This is a genomic window from Caballeronia arvi (assembly GCF_001544695.2).
Lineage (GTDB): Bacteria > Pseudomonadota > Gammaproteobacteria > Burkholderiales > Burkholderiaceae > Caballeronia > Caballeronia arvi.
Window position 1 is genome coordinate 1 of sequence record NZ_FCOM02000057.1, and the last position, 18,096, is coordinate 18,096.

At 61.8% G+C, this 18,096-nt stretch carries 16 protein-coding genes; 9 read left to right on the forward strand and 7 right to left on the reverse strand.

Going from position 1 to position 18,096, the window contains the following annotated elements:
* Nucleotides 1-162: 162 nt before the first annotated feature.
* The 3 genes from AWB74_RS35700 (at nucleotide 163) to AWB74_RS35710 (ending at nucleotide 2,476) form a co-directional block, all read left to right on the forward strand.
* Nucleotides 163-963: a DUF1835 domain-containing protein gene (locus AWB74_RS35700; protein ID WP_061151334.1), complete on the forward strand. Its 801-nt coding sequence runs from the start codon at nucleotides 163-165 to the stop codon at nucleotides 961-963.
* Nucleotides 964-990: 27 nt separating this feature from the next.
* On the forward strand, nucleotides 991-1,593 hold the full coding sequence (locus AWB74_RS35705; RefSeq protein ID WP_061151335.1) for a TetR/AcrR family transcriptional regulator: 603 nt from the start codon (nucleotides 991-993) through the stop codon (nucleotides 1,591-1,593).
* A 286-nt stretch (nucleotides 1,594-1,879) separates the two neighbouring features.
* Complete coding sequence (locus AWB74_RS35710; RefSeq protein ID WP_235024805.1) at nucleotides 1,880-2,476, forward strand: GNAT family N-acetyltransferase; 597 nt, start codon at nucleotides 1,880-1,882, stop codon at nucleotides 2,474-2,476.
* Nucleotides 2,477-2,540: 64 nt separating this feature from the next.
* Here AWB74_RS35710 and AWB74_RS35715 read toward each other — a convergent pair whose 3' ends face one another.
* Entirely contained in the window at nucleotides 2,541-3,044 is a 504-nt protein-coding gene (locus AWB74_RS35715; protein WP_061151337.1) for an Lrp/AsnC family transcriptional regulator, read from the reverse strand.
* A 145-nt stretch (nucleotides 3,045-3,189) separates the two neighbouring features.
* Here AWB74_RS35715 and hppD point away from each other — a divergent pair, with 145 nt between their 5' ends.
* Nucleotides 3,190-4,293, forward strand: coding sequence for a 4-hydroxyphenylpyruvate dioxygenase (gene hppD, locus AWB74_RS35720; RefSeq protein ID WP_061151338.1), 1,104 nt, complete (start codon nucleotides 3,190-3,192; stop codon nucleotides 4,291-4,293).
* Nucleotides 4,294-4,384: 91 nt separating this feature from the next.
* Here the strand turns inward: hppD and AWB74_RS35725 are convergent, their stop codons facing one another.
* Nucleotides 4,385-4,594, reverse strand: a complete 210-nt coding sequence (locus AWB74_RS35725; protein ID WP_061128367.1) for a hypothetical protein — start codon at nucleotides 4,592-4,594, stop codon at nucleotides 4,385-4,387.
* 344 nt (nucleotides 4,595-4,938) lie between these two features.
* Here AWB74_RS35725 and AWB74_RS35730 point away from each other — a divergent pair, with 344 nt between their 5' ends.
* Nucleotides 4,939-8,508, forward strand: coding sequence for an indolepyruvate ferredoxin oxidoreductase family protein (locus AWB74_RS35730; RefSeq protein ID WP_061151339.1), 3,570 nt, complete (start codon nucleotides 4,939-4,941; stop codon nucleotides 8,506-8,508).
* 413 nt (nucleotides 8,509-8,921) lie between these two features.
* On the opposite strand, the gene AWB74_RS35735 is transcribed toward AWB74_RS35730, so the two are convergent.
* The gene (locus AWB74_RS35735; RefSeq protein ID WP_061151340.1) at nucleotides 8,922-11,201 is read right to left on the reverse strand and encodes an NADP-dependent malic enzyme; all 2,280 of its coding nucleotides are present in this window, start codon (nucleotides 11,199-11,201) and stop codon (nucleotides 8,922-8,924) included.
* Between the two features lie 249 nt (nucleotides 11,202-11,450).
* The gene (locus tag AWB74_RS35740) at nucleotides 11,451-12,680 is read right to left on the reverse strand and encodes an MFS transporter (RefSeq protein ID WP_061151341.1); all 1,230 of its coding nucleotides are present in this window, start codon (nucleotides 12,678-12,680) and stop codon (nucleotides 11,451-11,453) included.
* 238 nt (nucleotides 12,681-12,918) lie between these two features.
* On the opposite strand from AWB74_RS35740, the gene AWB74_RS35745 reads away from it, so the two are divergent.
* The gene (locus AWB74_RS35745) at nucleotides 12,919-13,605 is read left to right on the forward strand and encodes an orotate phosphoribosyltransferase (protein WP_061120316.1); all 687 of its coding nucleotides are present in this window, start codon (nucleotides 12,919-12,921) and stop codon (nucleotides 13,603-13,605) included.
* Nucleotides 13,606-13,690: 85 nt separating this feature from the next.
* Here AWB74_RS35745 and AWB74_RS35750 read toward each other — a convergent pair whose 3' ends face one another.
* On the reverse strand, nucleotides 13,691-14,404 hold the full coding sequence (locus AWB74_RS35750) for a response regulator (RefSeq protein ID WP_061151342.1): 714 nt from the start codon (nucleotides 14,402-14,404) through the stop codon (nucleotides 13,691-13,693).
* Nucleotides 14,405-14,694: 290 nt separating this feature from the next.
* Here AWB74_RS35750 and AWB74_RS35755 point away from each other — a divergent pair, with 290 nt between their 5' ends.
* From AWB74_RS35755 to argC, 3 genes are all read left to right on the forward strand, one after another.
* Nucleotides 14,695-15,285: a YbhB/YbcL family Raf kinase inhibitor-like protein gene (locus AWB74_RS35755; RefSeq protein WP_061151343.1), complete on the forward strand. Its 591-nt coding sequence runs from the start codon at nucleotides 14,695-14,697 to the stop codon at nucleotides 15,283-15,285.
* Between the two features lie 118 nt (nucleotides 15,286-15,403).
* On the forward strand, nucleotides 15,404-16,018 hold the full coding sequence (locus AWB74_RS35760; protein ID WP_061151344.1) for a flavodoxin family protein: 615 nt from the start codon (nucleotides 15,404-15,406) through the stop codon (nucleotides 16,016-16,018).
* A 46-nt stretch (nucleotides 16,019-16,064) separates the two neighbouring features.
* Nucleotides 16,065-17,018: an N-acetyl-gamma-glutamyl-phosphate reductase gene (argC, locus tag AWB74_RS35765; RefSeq protein ID WP_061151345.1), complete on the forward strand. Its 954-nt coding sequence runs from the start codon at nucleotides 16,065-16,067 to the stop codon at nucleotides 17,016-17,018.
* Nucleotides 17,019-17,256: 238 nt separating this feature from the next.
* On the opposite strand, the gene AWB74_RS35770 is transcribed toward argC, so the two are convergent.
* Nucleotides 17,257-17,622: a response regulator gene (locus AWB74_RS35770; protein WP_061151346.1), complete on the reverse strand. Its 366-nt coding sequence runs from the start codon at nucleotides 17,620-17,622 to the stop codon at nucleotides 17,257-17,259.
* Between the two features lie 7 nt (nucleotides 17,623-17,629).
* A complete protein-coding gene (locus tag AWB74_RS35775) occupies nucleotides 17,630-18,070 on the reverse strand; it encodes a hypothetical protein (RefSeq protein WP_061151347.1) in 441 nt (146 codons plus the stop codon).
* Nucleotides 18,071-18,096: the final 26 nt, after the last annotated feature.

Here is an 18,096-nt window from a genome sequence, read left to right on the forward strand (position 1 = left end):
ATCGATGACGGCTTCGTGCTGACGTGTCAGTGTCATCCGCTGAGCGAGCGTGTCGTCGTGAGTTTCGACGAGCGCTAGATCACAGCCGGGCGTCATTCGATTCGCGTAAACTAGGACCGCCCGACCGAGCGGTCCTTTTGTCTTTCCTGCGTCCCGACACCGATGAACATGATTCACGTCACGAATGGCGATTGCGCGGCCCAAGCCCTCACGGAAGCATTGCGGCGCGCGGAACGCGACGAGCGCGTCATCGCGCTGCGCGACGATCTAGCCGTCGGCCCGATCAGGGATATCGACGAATCGCCGCTCGCACGCGCGGCGTTCTGGCGTCAGGTCCTGAACAGCGCGATCGACTTCGAGGACGAACTCGAAGAACAGCAGGCGCTCGTCGGCAGCCTCTCGCGCGGCGATAGTCAGATCGTCGTGTGGCACGGTCAGAGCGCGGCCGATCAACTCACGCTGCGGCGCGTGGCCTATCATCTGCGCAATGCGCCGCAGCGCCTGAACGAAGCGAAGCTGAATCACGACGACCTCGCGCTCGCCGACGACGACAAAGACGCGGATCACATAGGCCGCGCCGATCGCGCGACGGCCGTCGGCATGTTCTCGCCAAAGCAGTTGCTCGCGAAACTGCCGACCGCGGCGCCGATTTCCGTGCTGCGCATCAGCCGCCTGGCACTCGAATGGCAGGAAGCGAAGCACGCCAGCGCCGACACGCGTCGCCTGCGCGACAACATGCTCGTCTCCGGAACGTGGCTCGATGTCGACGAAGCGCTGCTCGATCTCGCCGGCCCCGAATGGCAACCGGCACGCCAGATCGCCGGCGCCGCGATGGGTCAGCGCTTCGACTTCATGCTCTCCGATTCCATCGCTTTCTGGCGCTGCCGCGAGCTCATCACGGCCGGACGGCTTAAAATCCGCGGCACGCCGTCCGAGATCAATCAGGCCGAGCTGCGCCGCTAAATCTATAAGAACGCATTCTTCGAACACATGGCCCGTACCAAAGCGCCCGATCACGAGACGCAACGCGAACAGATCCTCGAACTCGCCGCCGCGAAATTTGCGCAGACGAGCTATCCCAGCACCTCGATGGCCGATCTCGCTGCCGCGAGCGGCACGTCGAAAGCGCGGCTCTATCACTATTACGAGAGCAAGGAGGCGATCCTCTTCGATCTCCTCGACCGTTACACGAAGCGGCTGATGCTGATCATCGCGGAGGTGGAAGGCGCGAGCCAGCGGCGCGGACTGGGCGAGCGCGAGGCTTTCGCCGAGCTCGTACGCGCGTTTCTTGCGGAGTACGAGACGTCGCACAGCCGGCACGTCGCGCTTCTGAATGATGTGAAGTATCTAGAGGAAGCCCAGCGCGCAATCGTGCTCGACCGGCAGCGCGACATCGTGGCGGCGTTCGCCCGTCAGCTCGCGCGCGCCTATCCGAAGCGCGCGACGAAGGACAACCAGACCGCGCTCACCATGATGGTCTTCGGCATGATCAACTGGACGTTCACGTGGCTGAAGCCTGGCGGCAAGCTCGGCTACGGCGAGTTCGCCGAACAGGTCGTCGGCATGATCGAGCACGGGCTCGGTGGCGACTAATTTGATGCAGCACAACAAACCGGTCGGACGGTGAATCGTTGCTTTCGCGCAATATATTTAAGTCATTGATTTTTATATAATTTAATCGTTTTCATTAGCTGTTTAGAACGTAGCGCCTAGGGTCTTTTAAGGGTTTTCCCGTATCCGTTTCTCCGCAATCGGCTAAAATTCGTTTTGCTTTGCAGCATGCTGCATCACGAATGAAGGAGGAACAACCGTGGAACTGACCATCAACCGCACTGCCGAGCAGATCGTCGCGAGCGATCAGCCGCTCAAAGACGCGCGTATGCCGGTTCTCGTCCGTGAACTGTCGTCGGCAGATCGCGAACGTCTCCTCACGCACTTTCTCGCTCTCGACGAAGACGACCGGCTCTTGCGCTTCGGGCAAGTCGTGCCGGACCACGTCATCGAGAATTACGTGCGCAATCTCAACTTCTCGAACGACAAAGTCTTCGGTGTGTTTGGAAGCGCGCTGGAACTGATCGGCGTCGGCCATTTGGCGTATCTGCCCGCCGAGGGCGACAAGCGCACCGCCGAGTTCGGCGTGTCCGTTCTCGAAAGCGCGCGCGGCCGCGGCATCGGTTCAAAGCTGTTCGAACGCGCCGCCATGCGCAGCCGCAACACACAGGTTTCGGTGCTGTACATGCACTGCCTGTCGCGCAATTCGACGATGATGCACATCGCGAAGAAGTCCGGCATGAAGATCGAATACGCGTACGGCGAAGCGGACGCTTATCTGTCGCTCACGCCCGCGGACCAAGGCAGCCTCATGAGCGAGCTACTTCAGGAGCAAGCAGCCGTCTTCGATTACGCGATCAAGCGCCAGGCGCATCGCGCATCGCAAGTTTTTCAAGCGTTCATGCCGACGGCGGACGCTGCGTAGTCTTCTCGGGGTATGCGTTACGAGTGGGACCAGCAAGGGCGGCACTGACCGCCCTTCATCGTTTCTAACGCAGCGGCAAAACCGTCGTTTCCTTGATGCGCTCCAGAGAAAAACTCGAACGCACATCGATGACCGACGGGTGATGCAGCAGTTCGTCCTGCACGAAGCGCGAAAAATCGTCCATGTCGCGCACCTGGACGCGCAGCAGGAAATCCATCTCGCCGGTCATCGCGTCGCAGGCGACGACTTCCGGCCACGAACGCACCGCTTCGCGAAAAAGATCGCCGTGCGTCCGCGCTTTCGGTGTGCCGGCTACCGCCTGCATTCCGCCGCGTTTCTCCAGTCGCACGTTGATATACGCGAGCAATCCGAGCCCGAGCTTTTTGGCGTCGAGCAACGCGACGTACCCGCGAATCACGCCGATTTCTTCCAGCCGCCGGATGCGGCGCAGACACGGACTCGGCGACAGATTCACGCGATCCGCGATCTCCTGGTTCGACAGCCGTCCATTTTCCTGAAGAATCGCGAGAATTTTGCGGTCGATCGTATCCAATTCCGGTTCAGCCATTTTATTGCTCCACAGCGCGCCGATTTGGCAGCTTCGTGTGCAATGTTATGAACCAGCGATTTGTTTCGCAAGTTTTTGCCAGCGCAATCTTATTAAACTGTCTCCACGTCGCGCAATCGCGCCACATTCAAATCAGGAGACACGCATGACCGCAACGACTTGGGAGAATCCCGTCGGAACCGATGGCTTCGAATTCATCGAATACACCGCGCCCGATCCCGTCGCGCTCGGCAAACTGTTCGAGCAAATGGGCTTCACAGCAATCGCGAAGCATCGTCACAAGGACGTGACGCTGTATCGCCAGGGTGAAATCAACTTCATCGTCAACGCGGAACCTGATTCGTTCGCGCAGCGCTTCGCGCGCCTCCACGGACCGTCGATCTGCGCGATCGCGTTCCGCGTCGCCGACGCCGCCAAGGCTTACCAACGCGCGCTCGAACTCGGCGCGTGGGGCTTCGACAACAAGACCGGCCCGATGGAGTTGAACATCCCGGCGATCAAGGGTATCGGCGATTCGCTGATCTATTTCGTCGATCGCTGGCGCGGCAAGAACGGCGCGCAGCCGGGCAGCATCGGCGATATCAGCATTTACGACGTCGACTTCGAGCCGATTCCCGGCGCGGAGCAGAATCCGGTCGGCCACGGTCTGACCTATATCGATCACCTGACGCACAACGTGCATCGCGGCCGCATGGTCGAATGGGCGGAGTTCTACGAACGGCTCTTCAACTTCCGCGAAGTCCGCTATTTCGACATCGAAGGCAAGGTGACGGCGGTTAAGTCGAAGGCGATGACGTCGCCCTGCGGCAAGATCCGCATTCCGATCAACGAGGAAGGCTCGGAGACCGCGGGGCAGATTCAGGAATATCTGGACGCGTATCACGGCGAGGGCATCCAGCACATCGCGCTCGGTGCGGGCGATATCTACACCACGGTCGACGGCCTGCGCGGGGCGAAGATCGCGCTGCTCGACACCATCGACACGTATTACGAACTCGTGGATCGCCGCGTGCCGGGTCACGTCGAATCGGTCGCCGAACTGAAGAAGCGCAAGATTCTGATCGATGGCACCAAGGACGAAATCCTGCTGCAGATCTTCACGGAAAACCAGATCGGGCCGATCTTCTTCGAGATCATCCAGCGCAAGGGCAATCAGGGATTCGGTGAAGGCAACTTCAAGGCGCTCTTCGAATCGATCGAACTGGATCAGATGCGGCGCGGCGTGCTGAAGGACACCACCGCCAACTGACGGAAACGACAGCCGAAAAAAAGGGACATGCGATGCATGTCCCTTTTTCGTTCCGGCGGCCGGTGCTCGAGGCACGGCCGCGATGACGGGATCAGCCCGCCGTCTCGTCGTCGCTGCTTTCCGATTCGCGGCGTTTCGTGACGCCAGCCTGAACGGACTGAACGCGCACTTGCGCGACCTGTGCAACCGACGACGCTCCGAACGGCGTCGCATTATTTGCCCGTGCACCGCCCACCGGCGCGCTGATGGCAAAAAAAGCCGCCGAAACCATCAAGAAATTCTGGACGTGGCGTTGTTTCATCGTTATCTCCTTCTAACTACGTGCGTACAGCCTGCCTTCGGAAGCCAAACGTGCACAAAAAAAACGGCACGGGGTCTCCGGAAGCCCATTTTAGACAGTCATGAGGCGCAAGGTTCCACTAGTCGGTCGAATTTACACGCGGTAACAAAACCCACTCCAAGACGGTCAAATCGTCAAGGAATCGACGCAAAGCATAAGTAAGTGAGGAATTTTTAACGGGTTTGTCCCACTGTCTCGAAAACCCTTAGAACGGCACACTGGAATCCCGGCCCGACCGTTCACAAGACGCGACGGCCCGAAACATGCTTTGGTGATCCCAAACCTCGGGTGGAGGAAGACACATAATGAACGCCCCGCTAGACGCAGAACAAAGAGCTTCACTAGAAGCCGCGCTGAAGTCCGTCACGCTAGACGACAAATACACGCTCGAACGCGGCCGCGCCTATATGAGCGGCATCCAGGCGCTGGTGCGTCTGCCGATGCTCCAGCAAGAGCGCGACAAGGCCGCGGGTCTCAATACCGCAGGATTCATCTCCGGCTATCGCGGTTCTCCCCTCGGTGGTCTCGACCAGTCGCTATGGAAGGCGAAGAAGCATCTCGCCGCGCATCAGGTCGTGTTTCAGCCGGGCGTGAACGAAGATCTCGCCGCCACCGCCGTGTGGGGCTCGCAGCAAGTCAACCTGTACCCGAGCGCGAAATACGACGGCGTATTCTCGATGTGGTACGGCAAGGGCCCGGGCGTCGACCGCTCGGGCGATGTCTTCAAGCACGGCAATTCGGCAGGATCGGCTGCGCACGGCGGCGTGCTGGTGCTCGCGGGCGACGATCACGCCGCGAAGTCATCGACGCTCGCGCATCAGTCGGAGCACCTTTTCAAGGCGTGCGGCCTGCCGGTGCTGTTTCCGTCGAACGTGCAGGAATATCTCGATTTCGGCCTGCACGGCTGGGCGATGAGCCGCTACTCCGGCCTCTGGGTCGCGATGAAATGCGTGACCGATGTCGTCGAGTCGTCGGCGTCCGTGGATATCGATCCGCATCGCACGCAAATCGTGATTCCGACCGATTTCGCGATGCCCGATGGCGGCCTGAATATCCGCTGGCCCGATCCGCCGCTCGTGCAGGAAGCGCGTCTGCTCGATTACAAGTGGTACGCCGCGCTCGCCTACGTGCGCGCAAACAAGCTGGATCGCGTCGAAATCGATTCGCCGCATGCGCGCTTCGGCATCATGACCGGCGGCAAGGCCTATCTCGACGTGCGCCAGGCGCTCACCGATCTCGGCCTCGACGACGCAACGTGCTCGCAACTCGGCATTCGTCTCTACAAGGTCGGCTGCGTGTGGCCGCTCGAAGCGCAAGGCGCGCAGGAATTCGCGCGCGGGCTTGAGGAGATTCTGGTCGTCGAGGAAAAGCGTCAGATTCTCGAATACGCGATCAAGGAAGAACTGTACAACTGGCCGGATGCGCAACGTCCGCGCGTCTACGGCAAGTTCGACGAGAAAGACGGCGCCGGCGGCGAATGGTCCGTGCCGATGGGCAACTGGCTGCTTCCGGCGCACTACGAGCTGTCGCCTGCAATCATCGCGAAGGCGATCGCCACTCGTCTCGAAAAATTCGATCTGCCCGCCGACGTGCGAACGCGCATCGCCGCGCGACTGGCCGTGATCGACGCGAAGGAGAAGTCGCTCGCGCGGCCGCGCGTCGAGGCGGAGAGGAAGCCGTGGTTCTGCTCGGGCTGTCCGCACAACACGTCGACGAACGTGCCGGAAGGCTCGCGCGCGATGGCCGGCATCGGCTGTCACTACATGACGGTCTGGATGGACCGCAGCACGAGCACGTTCAGCCAGATGGGCGGCGAAGGCGTCGCGTGGGTCGGCCAGTCGCCGTTTTCGAACGACAAGCACGTATTCGCCAATCTCGGCGACGGCACGTACTTCCACTCGGGCCTGCTCGCGATCCGCGCGGCGATCGCGGCGAAGGTGAACATCACCTACAAGATTCTTTACAACGATGCGGTTGCGATGACGGGCGGCCAGCCGGTCGACGGCGTGCTGACCGTGCCGCAGATCACGCACCAACTGGCGGCGGAAGGCGCGACGAAGATCGTCATCGTGACGGATGAGCCGGAAAAGTACGACGCGAATGTCGGTCTCGCGCCAGGCATCGAAGTACATCATCGCGATGAACTCGATGACATTCAGCGTCAGTTGCGTGAAATTCCCGGTACGTCGATTCTGATCTACGACCAGACCTGCGCCACGGAAAAGCGTCGACGCAGGAAGCGCGGCGCGTTTCCCGATCCGGCGAAACGCGTCGTCATCAACGAGGCGGTTTGCGAGGGTTGCGGCGATTGCTCGGTCAAGTCGAATTGTCTGTCGGTCGAGCCGCTCGAAACCGAGTACGGCACGAAGCGGCAGATCAATCAGTCGACGTGCAACAAGGACTACTCGTGCCTGAACGGTTTCTGCCCGAGTTTCGTCACGGTGGAAGGCGGGCAACTGAAGAAGCCGAAGGCGACGAGCGTTTCCGACGATGCGATGCCCGCGGTGCCCACGCCCGAACTGCCGGAAATCGGGCGGCCTTACGGCGTGCTGGTGACGGGCGTCGGCGGGACGGGCGTCGTGACGATCGGCGCGCTGCTCGGCATGGCGGCGCATCTGGAGCAGAAAGGCGTCACAGTGCTGGATGTCACGGGCCTCGCGCAGAAGGGCGGCGCCGTGATGAGCCACGTGCAGATCGCGAACCGTCCGGCCGATATCCACGCGACGCGCATTGCGATGGGCGAGGCGGATCTCGTCATCGGCTGCGATGCGATCGTCACCGCGAGCAACGAATGCGGCTCGCGAATGCAGCCGGATCACACGCGCGTCGTCGTGAACAGCGCGCAGACGCCGACCGCCGAGTTCATCAAGAACCCGAACTGGAGTTTTCCGGGCGCGAGCGCGGAGGCGGATATCCGCGCGGCGGCGGGCGAGCACGTCGCTTTGGTCGATGCGAACCGCTTCGCCGTCGCGCTGATGGGCGATGCGATTTATACGAATCCGTTCGTGCTGGGCTTCGCGTGGCAGAAGGGATGGGTGCCGTTGCGGCATGAATCGCTGGTTCGCGCGATCGAGCTGAACAACGTGCAGGTCGAGAAGAATCTCGCGGCGTTCGAGTGGGGACGGCGTGCGGCGCACGATCCTTCGAGTGTGACGCGGCTTGCGCATGGTTCGGCAGAGGCTGCGCCGGGCAAGATCATCGCGCTGCATACGCCGAAGGCGCTCGATGCTTTGATCGATAAGCGGCTCGACTATCTCGCGCGGTATCAGAACGCGGCGTACGCGGCGCGCTATGGGCGGCTGGTGGCGTCGGTGCGTGCTGCCGAGGCCGAGTTGGGCAACGGCGATTATTCGCTGACCGAAGCCGTCGCGAAGAATCTGCACAAGCTGATGGCCTATAAGGATGAATACGAGGTCGCGCGCTTGTATGCCGATCCGGCTTTCATCGAAAAGGTGCGCGCGAGTTTCGAAGGCGACTGGAAGATCAAGGTGCATCTCGCGCCGCCTTCTCTTTCGCGGAAAGACTCGCACGGACATCTCGTGAAGAAACAGTACGGACCCTGGATGATGTCAGCGATGCGGGTTCTGGCGCGGTTCAAGTTCTTGCGCGGGACTGCGCTGGATCCGTTCGGGCGCACCGAAGAGCGGAAGATGGAGCGCGCTTTGATCGACGAGTATGAGGCGCTCGTGCGTGAGTTGATCGGCGGGTTGACCGTGCAGAAGTTGCCGCTGGCGATCGAGCTCGCAAGTCTGCCGGATTCGATGCGCGGGTACGGGCACATCAAGGAAAACAACGTGAAGGCGGCGAAGGTGAAGTGGGAGAAGTTGTTGGCGCGGTGGCGCGATCCGCAAGGCGACGCGCGGCAAGTGGCCTGACGCTTCTCGCTTGACGTTCGGAAGGCGGTTCGCGAAAGCGGATCGCCTTTTTGCTTTCTGCGCGGCCAATTGAAACGCAAGAAGCGGGACGCGCCTTCACGACGAGAGCGATAGCCTGACCCCATGATGCTCACGTCATTGGATGGAGCCGAACATGCTGCCGCTTCTCTCGTTTCACGCTCTAGCCGCTCATCCGGGTGATGGATTGCGGCCCGAACTTCTGGTCCTGCTTACGCGCCAAACCGGATCTGAAACCAGTCTCAGCGTCTCCTTCGACCCGGACGCAAGCGCCGACGCGCTTTTGGACGACACTTCGGAGCGACCCATCGGAGCCGAATCATCAACGGCGTCCAAGCCATAAAAAAACGGCGATCCAGTCTCCCGGATCGCCGTTCTTCCTTCGGCGCTAAACCTTACTTCGCCTTCGCCACGCTCGCATTCGCGCTCGCCACCGCCGTCATATTGATGATCCGCCGCACGGTCGCTGCCGGCGTCAGAATATGCACCGGCTTCGCAGCACCCAGCAGGAAAGGCCCAACCGTCACGCCCTCGCCGCTCACCATCTTGAGCAGGTTGTACGTGATGTTCGCTGCCTCGACGTTCGGCATGATCAGCAAGTTAGCCTCGCCATGCAGCGTCGTTCCCGGGAACGCGGCCTTGCGGACCGTTTCCGACAAAGCCGCATCGCCGTGCATTTCCCCGTCGATTTCCAGATGCGGCGCACGCTCCGCGATCAGCTTCCGCGCTTCAGCCATCCGCTTGCTCGACGCGCTCGGCACGCTACCGAAATTGGAGTTGGAAACCAAAGCCACCTTCGGCTGAATCCCGAATCGCTCGATTTCGCGCGCCGCCAGAATCGTCATATCGGCGAGCTGCTCGGGCGTCGGCGTCTCGTTGACGTACGTATCGCTGATGAACAGATTGCGCCCTTGCAGCATCAGCAGATTCATCGCGGCGAAGTTCTTCGCATCCCGCGACTTGCCGAGCACCTGATCGACGAACTTCAGATGATCCTGGTACGTATCGATCAAACCGCAGATCATGCCGTCGGCATCGCCCATATGGACGAGAATCGCGCCGATCAGCGTGTTGAACTTGCGCAGCGCGGCCTTCGCGCTTTCGGGCGTCACGCCCTCGCGCGCGGCGATCTCGTGATACGCCTGCCAGCTCTTCTGATAACGCGGATCGTCTTCCGGATTCACGATCTCGAAATCGACGCCCGGCTTCAGCTTCGACCCCATCTTCTGCAAACGCATCTCGACGACAGCCGGCCGCCCGATGATGATCGGCTTCGCGATCCTCTCCAGCAGCACGAACTGCGCGGCGCGCAGCACGCGCTCGTCCTCACCTTCCGCGAACGCGATGCGCGCAGGCGCCGCCTTCGCCGCCGCAAACACCGGACGCATCACCATGCCGGTGCGATACACCGTCGCGCCAAGCGTCTCGCGATACGCATCCATGTCCTTGATCGGACGGGTAGCGACGCCCGAATCCATCGCGGCTTGCGCGACAGCCGGCGCGATCTTGATGATGAGGCGCGGATCGAACGGCTTCGGAATCAGATATTCCGGACCGAATTCGAGCGAATGGCCTTCGTACGCCTTCGCGACTTCATCGCCCTGATCGGTTTCTTCCGCAAGTTCAGCGATCGCGCGCACGCACGCGAGCTTCATCTCTTCCGTGATGGTCGTCGCGCCGACATCCAGCGCGCCGCGGAAAATGAACGGGAAGCACAGCACGTTGTTGACCTGGTTCGGATAGTCCGAACGGCCCGTCGCGATGATCGCGTCCGGACGCACCCGCTTCGCTTCTTCCGGCCGAATCTCCGGCTCCGGATTCGCGAGCGCGAGAATCAGCGGCTTGTCGGCCATCGTCGTGACCATGTCGGCCTTGAGCACGCCCGCGCTCGAGCAGCCGAGGAACACGTCGCAGCCGTGCATCGCGTCGGCGAGCGTGCGCGCGTCGGTCGTCGCCTGATAGCGCTCCTTCGATGCGTCCAGATTGCCGCGCCCTTCATAGATCACGCCCTTCGAATCGACAACGAGCGTGTTCGACTTCTTCAATCCGAGATCGACGAGCAGATCCAGACACGCGATCGCCGCCGCGCCCGCGCCGGAGCAGACGAGCTTCACTTCGTCCAGCTTCTTGCCGACGACTTTCAGGCCGTTGAGAATCGCCGCCGAGGCGATGATCGCCGTTCCATGCTGATCGTCATGGAAAACGGGAATCTTCATGCGCTCGCGCAGCTTCTTCTCGATATAGAAGCATTCCGGCGCCTTGATGTCTTCCAGGTTGATGCCGCCGAGCGTCGGTTCGAGCATCGCGATCGCATCGACGAGCTTGTCCGGATCGGTTTCGGCCAACTCGATATCGAACACGTCGATGCCCGCGAACTTCTTGAACAGACACCCCTTGCCTTCCATCACCGGCTTCGCGGCCAACGGGCCGATGTTGCCGAGCCCGAGCACCGCGGTGCCATTCGTCACGACGCCGACGAGATTCGCGCGCGACGTGTACTTCTGCGCATCGAGCGGCTCGTCGTAAATCGCCATGCACGCGGCCGCGACGCCCGGCGAATACGCGAGCGACAAGTCGAGCTGATTGGAAAGGGGTTTCGTCGGCGTCACCGAAATCTTGCCGGGACGGGGATTCTGGTGATACGCGAGGGCGCTTTGCTTCAGTTGTTCGTCCATGATTGACCTGAGACGTTTGGGAATTTTTTAACAGGGTTCACACTGCCGTCGACCGTGCTGCATGAATGCGGAAATGTGAATCTATGGACCAGTTCAGTTGCCCGGCGCGTCGGATAGACGCAACGTGCCGCTCGCCAAGGATGAAACGAGCGGACGGAGCTTGGTTTTTTTGGGACGTTCAGTGTACACCGGGCACATGAATTGACGCGATGCAACGTTTCAGCGCAATTTCGTCCGATGACACCGCACTCAGTCGAGCTCGGCGCCGCGTTTTTCGGGGATGAGGAAGAGCGTCGCGATCACATCGAGAAGATAGATCGATGCGAGGAAGGCCAGCGCAACGGAGAACGAGTAACGCGCTGCGAGCGCGCCGACCGCGACCGGACCGAGCCCGCCTACCGCCCGCCCGATATTGAACAGCACGTTTTGCGCAGTCGCGCGCGCTTCGGTCGGATAGATCTCGGAAATCAGCGCGCCGTAACCGCCGAGCATGCCGTTCACGAAGACGCCCATCACCGCGCCGCCGATCAGAAGCGCCGAGGGGCTCGTCAGATTCGAGTAGACGAACACCATCGCGACCGCGCCGAACTGGTAGACGAGGAACGCGGGCTTGCGCCCGAAGCGATCGGCCGCGAGCCCGAAGAGCCAGATGCCGAGCGCCATGCCGAGCACGGTGACGGCGGTCCAGAGTCCTGATTTCGTGAGCGAATAGCCGAAGGTCTTCGAGAGATAGGTCGGCAGCCAGATCATCAAACCGTAATAGCCGAAGTTCTGCACCGAGCACAGGATGATCACGCCGAGGCTCGCGCGCGCGGTGCGGGCGTCGTCGAAGAGTCGTTTCAGCGGGATTTCGCGTCTTTTGACCGTTGCCCGGCGCTGCGTGAACAGCGCGGGCTCTTCCACGCCCCGCCGCACGAAAAACGATACGACCGCGGGCAACAAGCCGACCGCGAACATGCCGCGCCAGCCGATGACGGGCAGCAGCATCGGCGTGATCAATGCGGCCGCCAGCACGCCCAGTTGCCAGCCGATGCCCACATACGACGACACGCGCGCCCGCATCCGCGCGGGCCATGCCTCCGCGACGAGCGCCATGCCGATGCCGAACTCGCCGCCCAGCCCGATCCCGGCGATGGTGCGATAGATCAACAGATCGCCGTAGCCTCGCGCGAAGGCGCACATGCCCGTGAAAACCGCGAAGACGAGGATCGTCCAGGTCAGCACGCGCACGCGGCCGAAGTAGTCGGACAGCATGCCGAACACGACGCCGCCCGCGACCGCGCCGGCCAGCGTCCACGTGACGAGCGCGCCCGATTGCGCGGACGTGAGATGCAGATCGGCGGCAATCGCCGGCAGCATGAAGCCGAGGATCAGCAGGTCGAAGCCGTCCATCGCGTAGCCGAGAACCGACGCGAGGAGCGCGTGCAGCGCGTGACGGGAGAGCGGTTCGGAGGAAGTCGAAGAGGAAGCGGGCGTCATCGGAGGGTTCGGCGGAGAGTGCCGCGAGTGTACGCGCGAGCGCGCGAACCGTTCAACCGATCGAGAAAAGCCTGCTCGCCCGCATTCGTCTGCTCGGGTAAAATGGCGGGCTACGCGCGCAGTGAATGCGAAAACGCCGTCCAAAACGGCGCGTTTCGCATCGTAAGCCTGCGCCAAAGGCCCTCGCGGCCGCCTCCCCGCTTTTGCAAGCGCCACACATAAGTCCAAGGATTCGCCCATGACAGGCTTCGATCGCCAGACGATCTCCGACACCACCGCCAAGATGTTGCTCGAAGTGCAGGCGGTGCACTTCAACGCGGAAAAACCGTACATCTTCACGTCCGGCTGGGCGAGCCCGGTGTATATCGACTGCCGCAAGCTGATCTCCTACCCGCGCGTGCGCCGCGGCCTGATGGAGATGGCCGAAGCAACGATTCTGCGCGACGTCGGCTACGAGCAGATCGACGCGGTCGCGGGCGGCGAGACGGCGGGCATTCCTTTCGCGGCGTGGATCGCCGACCGTCTGATGGTGCCGATGCAATACGTTCGCAAGAAGCCGAAGGGTTTCGGCCGCAATGCGCAGATCGAAGGCCTGTTGACCGAAGGCCAGCGTGTGCTGCTGGTCGAAGACCTGACCACCGACAGCCGCAGCAAGATCAACTTCATCAACGCGCTGCGCACCGCGGGCGCGACGGTGAACCACTGCTTCGTGCTGTTTCACTACAACATCTTCAAGGAAAGCGTGTCGGTGCTGAAAGACATCGACGTCGATCTCCACGCGCTCGCCACGTGGTGGGACGTGCTGCGCGTCGCGAAGGAACAGGGCTATTTCGAGTCGAAGACGCTCGATGAAGTCGAAAAATTCCTGCACGCGCCGGCCGAATGGTCGGCGGCGCACGGCGGCGCGACCGCTGCGCCGCAATAAACACTGACGTTCTCGCAGCAATTAAACAAAGAGAGCCGCTGATTCAATCAGCGGCTCTCTTTATTTTTGCGCGTCAAAGTCTGGCTTATAGCGAATCCGGATTGCGGATCGCCGAATCGTCGAGTGAGCCGTCGCCGGAATAGGCGGAAAGATTCATCAAGCCGTTGCTTTGCGCATACTGAAATAATTCGGAATCGCGCTCGATTCCGAGTTTTCTCATCGCCGTGTTTTTTTGCGTGCTGATCGTTTTGATACTGCGCCGCAATTGTCCCGCTATTTCCGTAATGGTCATGCCCGAGACAAAAAGGCGCACCACTTCGAGTTCACGCTTGGACAGGATCACGCTGCGTTGCTGCCCGCTCGCGCCGAGGCCCATGCTGTCGAGCGCCGCTTTCACGGACGGGCCGAGATACTCCTGCCCGCGCATGACATGCTGGATCGCCCAGCCGATATGGTTCATGTCGTCGGCCTTGTTGATGATGGACATCACCCCGACTTCGCGCAAACGTTTGAGCAAGGCCGGATTTTCGAGCATCGTCAGCACGACGAGCTTCACGCGCGGAAACTGGCGTCCGATATAGCCCAGCAAAGGCATGCCGTCACCGTAGGAGCCGCCGGGCATGGCGAGATCGGTGACGAGGACATCGCAGGCCGCTTTCTGAAGCAGCTGAATGAGTTCGGTCGACTGACGCGCCTGGCCGACCACGTCCACCTCCGGAAACTTGCTGAGCGCCTGGGTCGCGCCAAATAGAATCACCGGGTGGTCGTCTGCAATGATGACTTTTATTCGCTGGCTCATTACTTTCTCCTGAATATCGGTCGATTAGTTGCCGTGCGAATCTGCGTCGAATTACTCATTTCTACGTTCAATAGAGTCAGAAGTCATCGCCGTCAAGGCGCTTTACACTACGTCGAAACTGATAAGCGCGCAGCGCGCTATCGGTTAAGTCTCAAGGAATCGAAGCTTTTATGCTTTGTTGCAATGTTAAACTGCATCCCGTCACGAAGCGCATCACTGAGACAAAAAACATCGTTGCAGCTAGCGAAACGCTGTTATATCGCGCAACGATACTGACAGGAGTTCAGCACATGCGCCTCACCGGTCGACGCGTGAGTTCGGGTGGCCAAGTCGCATCAGCACTGTTCCTCGCCTTCGTGGCGGCGGGTTTCTTCGGTTCGCGCGAAGCCGCGGCCGACCCGGCCTTTTCCGTTTCGAGCGCGGATCTCGCGCCGGGCAAGACCATCGGGCGCGATCTGCTTTTCGATCAGTCCGAGTGCAAGGGCGGCAACCGCTCGCCGCAGATCTCGTGGCGCGGCGCGCCCGCGAACACTCGTAGCTTCGCCGTGACGATTTTCGATCCCGACGCGCCCGGACGCGGCTGGTGGCATTGGGCGGTCGCCGGCATTCCCGCGGGCACGGATCGCCTGCCGAACAACGCGAGCGCCTCGGGCGCGCTGCGCAAGCTCGGCGCGATCGAGGCGCGCAACGACTGGGACACGGACGGCTACGGCGGCCCGTGCCCGCCACCCGGCAAGCCGCATCGCTACATCGTGACCGTCTACGCGCTAAACAGCGCCGATCTGCGTCTGCGCCAGGGCACGCCCGCGCTGATGTTCGAGCACGAAATCCGCACATTGGCGATCGCCAGCGCGCAAATGACTTTCACGTACGGCCGATAGGGTCAGAAGCGTGCGGTCGCGCCGGTCGGATAAAAATTGTCTTTGCTAGACTGACCGGACCGTCCTACAAGGCACGCCTCGAGCGTGTGCCGCGGCGCGCGGGAGACTCGGGGACATCATGTCGAACATCATCATCGTTTATCACAGCGGCTACGGCCACACGAAAAAGGTCGCGGACGCCGTCCTCGGCGGCGCCGCCGATGCGGGCGCGAGCGTGAGGCTGATCGCCGTCGCCGATATCGACGAAGCCGCCTGGGCCGATCTCGACGCCGCCGATGCCATCGTTTTCGGCGCGCCGACCTACATGGGCGGCCCTTCTGCCGACTTCAAGAAATTCGCCGACGCGAGTTCGAAGCCCTGGTTCGCGCAGAAATGGAAGGACAAGATCGCGGCCGGATTCACCAATTCGGCGCACATGAACGGCGATAAATTCCTGACGATCTCCTATTTCGTCACGCTGGCGATGCAGCACGGCATGGTCTGGATCGGGACGGGCATGATGCCGTCGAACACGAAGGCGGCCACCCGCAACGACCTGAACTTCGTCGGCGGCTTCACGGGTCTGCTCACGCAGTCGCCCGCCGACGCCTCGCCGGAAGAGGCGCCGCCGCCCGGCGATCTGGAAACGGCGAGAGTCTTCGGCGCGCGTATCGCCGAGGTGACGGCGCGCTGGATCGGCACTCGCGGGGCCGTCGAAAACGGCGGACATGAACCCGCCGCGGAATCGCCTTAAAATAGCGCTTTTGCGGCGAGTGCCCGCACGAACCAGCGAGATCGAGATGACCACGAAAGTATTCGTCGACGGACAGGAAGGCACCACCGGCCTGAAGATTTTTGAATATCTGTCGCAGCGCCGTGACATCGAAGTGTTGCGAATCGAGGACGCGAAGCGCAAGGACGTCGAGGAGCGCCGCAGGCTCATCAACGCGTCGGATGTGACGTTTCTGTGCCTGCCGGATGTCGCGTCGCGCGAGTCGGTGTCGCTCGTCGATTCCGACAACACGCGCACCGTGATGATCGACGCCAGCACTGCGTTTCGCACGCAGGACGACTGGGCGTACGGCCTGCCCGAGCTGTCGCGCGCGCAGCGCGAGCGCCTGCGCGCGTCGAAGCGCATCGCGGTGCCGGGCTGCCATGCGTCGGCGTTCGTGCTGTCGGTGCAGCCGCTCGTCGCGGGCGGTCTCGTTCCCGCCGACTTCCGCGCGCACGCGTACTCCATCACCGGGTACAGCGGCGGCGGCAAGAAGATGATCGCGGAGTACGAAGCGGGCGGCGACGAGAAGCTCATGAGCCCGCGCCCGTACGCGCTTGCCCTGACGCACAAGCATCTGCCGGAAATGTCGGTGCGCACCGGTCTCACGCACGCGCCGATCTTCACGCCGATCGTCGGTCCGTTCCTGAAGGGCCTCGCGGTTACGACGTATTTTTCGCCGGAACAGTTGAAGCGCCCGGCCAAACCACAGGACGCGCGTGACATGCTCGCCGAGTATTACAACAACGAGCCGTTCGTGCGCGTGATGCCGTTTGACGCCGAGAGCAATCTCGACGCCGGCTTCTTCGACGTACAGGCGTGCAATGACACGAATCGTGTCGATATCTTCGTATTCGGCAACGACGAGCGTTTCGTGACGGTCGCGCGTCTCGACAATTTGGGCAAGGGCGCGTCGGGCGCGGCGATTCAGTGTATGAATCTGGCGATCGGCGCGGACGAAGACGCGGGTCTCGCGCGCTAAAGCACAACGACCGCTAAGCAGAAGAAAAGGCCGGTCCGCGTCACTGCGGATCGGCTTTTTTTTTGCCGCCAGTGCGCCGTGACGAAACGCATGGGCGAAAAAAAGCCCGCCAAAGCTGGCGGGCTGAATCCATATCAGTGGAGACATGGAGGAGACAGGAGTAAATATACCAATAATTTTGGTGCGCCGCAACATTGGCGGCTGCGGCAGGCCGACGCACGGGCATGTGCGCGCTCACTCATGGCTGCATCATCGACAGGATGAAGTGCAGTTGATCCGCCGAAATCGGCTTGACGAGATGAACGTCGAAGCCGGCGGCCTGCGTCATTTCCCGATGTTGCGGCTGGCCCCAGCCCGTCAGCGCAACGAGCATCATCGCGTGACCGTTCGGCAGGCGGCGCAGCTCGCGCGCCGCCGCGAGACCGTCGACGAACGGCATGCCCAGATCGAGAATTACCACTTCGGGATCGAATTTGCCGGCGACGTCGACCGCCTGCGCGCCGTTCGCCGCGAGCGCCACTTCATGGCCCATGCCGTTCAGCAGGTTCGCGAGACCGGCGAGCGCATCGTCGTCGTCGTCGGCTATGAGGATGCGCTTGCTCACGATGGCCTCACCGGGAACCGTAAATCTCAAGGGTCAGCTTGTTCGAGCCCGCCTGCGCCGCGGTGATCTCGGTGCGCGCGCCGCGTGCGCCCAAGTAGAAATGCTGGCGCGCGGGAGAATTCTGATCGTGCGTCGCGTCCGGCATGCAGGATGCGATGTCCGCCGCGACGCCTTGCAGCGCTTCCGCACCCGAGCCGCGACGCGGCGTCCACGTGCATCGATAGTTCGTCTGCGATGCGGCGCACTTCACGTCGTCGCCGTGGGACAGCGCGATCGCGCGGCCGTCGATTGCGGATAGCGACGAAAAATTCGGCGCGGCAGCCACTATGCGCTTCAATGCATCGCAGGGATTCGGCGTGTCGTCGGCATGCGCGGGCGCCGTCGCAATCAGGCAGCAAAAGAACGGCAAAAGCGCGGCAAGTTTGGCGCTTGGGCCAGTCATGTGCATGCAGCGCCCTCCCCTAGCTGTTCTTC

Bases quoted from the DNA above. Each gene is read 5' to 3' on its own strand.
- AWB74_RS35700 (WP_061151334.1), top strand. From the start codon at position 163: ATGAACATGATTCACGTCACGAATGGCGATTGCGCGGCCCAAGCCCTC.
- AWB74_RS35705 (WP_061151335.1), top strand. From the start codon at position 991: ATGGCCCGTACCAAAGCGCCCGATCACGAGACGCAACGCGAACAGATC.
- AWB74_RS35710 (WP_235024805.1), top strand. From the start codon at position 1,880: ATGCCGGTTCTCGTCCGTGAACTGTCGTCGGCAGATCGCGAACGTCTC.
- AWB74_RS35715 (WP_061151337.1), bottom strand. From the start codon at position 3,044: ATGGCTGAACCGGAATTGGATACGATCGACCGCAAAATTCTCGCGATT.
- hppD (WP_061151338.1), top strand. From the start codon at position 3,190: ATGACCGCAACGACTTGGGAGAATCCCGTCGGAACCGATGGCTTCGAA.
- AWB74_RS35725 (WP_061128367.1), bottom strand. From the start codon at position 4,594: ATGAAACAACGCCACGTCCAGAATTTCTTGATGGTTTCGGCGGCTTTT.
- AWB74_RS35730 (WP_061151339.1), top strand. From the start codon at position 4,939: ATGAACGCCCCGCTAGACGCAGAACAAAGAGCTTCACTAGAAGCCGCG.
- AWB74_RS35735 (WP_061151340.1), bottom strand. From the start codon at position 11,201: ATGGACGAACAACTGAAGCAAAGCGCCCTCGCGTATCACCAGAATCCC.
- AWB74_RS35740 (WP_061151341.1), bottom strand. From the start codon at position 12,680: ATGACGCCCGCTTCCTCTTCGACTTCCTCCGAACCGCTCTCCCGTCAC.
- AWB74_RS35745 (WP_061120316.1), top strand. From the start codon at position 12,919: ATGACAGGCTTCGATCGCCAGACGATCTCCGACACCACCGCCAAGATG.
- AWB74_RS35750 (WP_061151342.1), bottom strand. From the start codon at position 14,404: ATGAGCCAGCGAATAAAAGTCATCATTGCAGACGACCACCCGGTGATT.
- AWB74_RS35755 (WP_061151343.1), top strand. From the start codon at position 14,695: ATGCGCCTCACCGGTCGACGCGTGAGTTCGGGTGGCCAAGTCGCATCA.
- AWB74_RS35760 (WP_061151344.1), top strand. From the start codon at position 15,404: ATGTCGAACATCATCATCGTTTATCACAGCGGCTACGGCCACACGAAA.
- argC (WP_061151345.1), top strand. From the start codon at position 16,065: ATGACCACGAAAGTATTCGTCGACGGACAGGAAGGCACCACCGGCCTG.
- AWB74_RS35775 (WP_061151347.1), bottom strand. From the start codon at position 18,070: ATGCACATGACTGGCCCAAGCGCCAAACTTGCCGCGCTTTTGCCGTTC.